This window comes from Kytococcus schroeteri, from assembly GCF_002847825.1.
In the GTDB taxonomy this organism is placed as follows: domain Bacteria; phylum Actinomycetota; class Actinomycetes; order Actinomycetales; family Dermatophilaceae; genus Kytococcus; species Kytococcus schroeteri.
In genome coordinates, this window is the sequence record NZ_PKIZ01000036.1 from 1 (window position 1) to 337 (window position 337).

The following is a 337-nucleotide window of genomic DNA, read 5'->3' on the forward strand; positions in this document are numbered from 1 at the left end:
AGGGGCGCTGCCGCCATCGGCAAGCCAACCCCTGGGTTGCGTCCCTTAGTGTGGTGTAACGCTTGCTGATGGTGGGTCCCGGAAAGTAGTGGGCGGCCACCGCCAGTTAGCCTTTCGACTCAACTACCACATCTCACCGAAAGGCCTATGACGATGACCGCTGCACCGTATTCTATCGACCCGACAACCTATCTGGATGATTTGCTGGCCCAAGCGTCTCCGGATTTGATGCGCCAGATGCTGCAAGGGTTTATCAACCAGATCCTCTCCGCCCAGGCTGACACCGTCTGCGGCGCCGAATACGGAGTTGTATCCACCGAGCGGGTCAACCACCGCA

1 pseudogene is annotated in these 337 nt (G+C 59.1%); it reads left to right on the top strand.

Annotation, left to right across the window (positions count from 1 at the left end):
- Nucleotides 1–153: 153 nt before the first annotated feature.
- A pseudogene (locus tag CYJ76_RS11345) lies at nucleotides 154–337 on the top strand (IS256 family transposase); the annotation flags it as partial.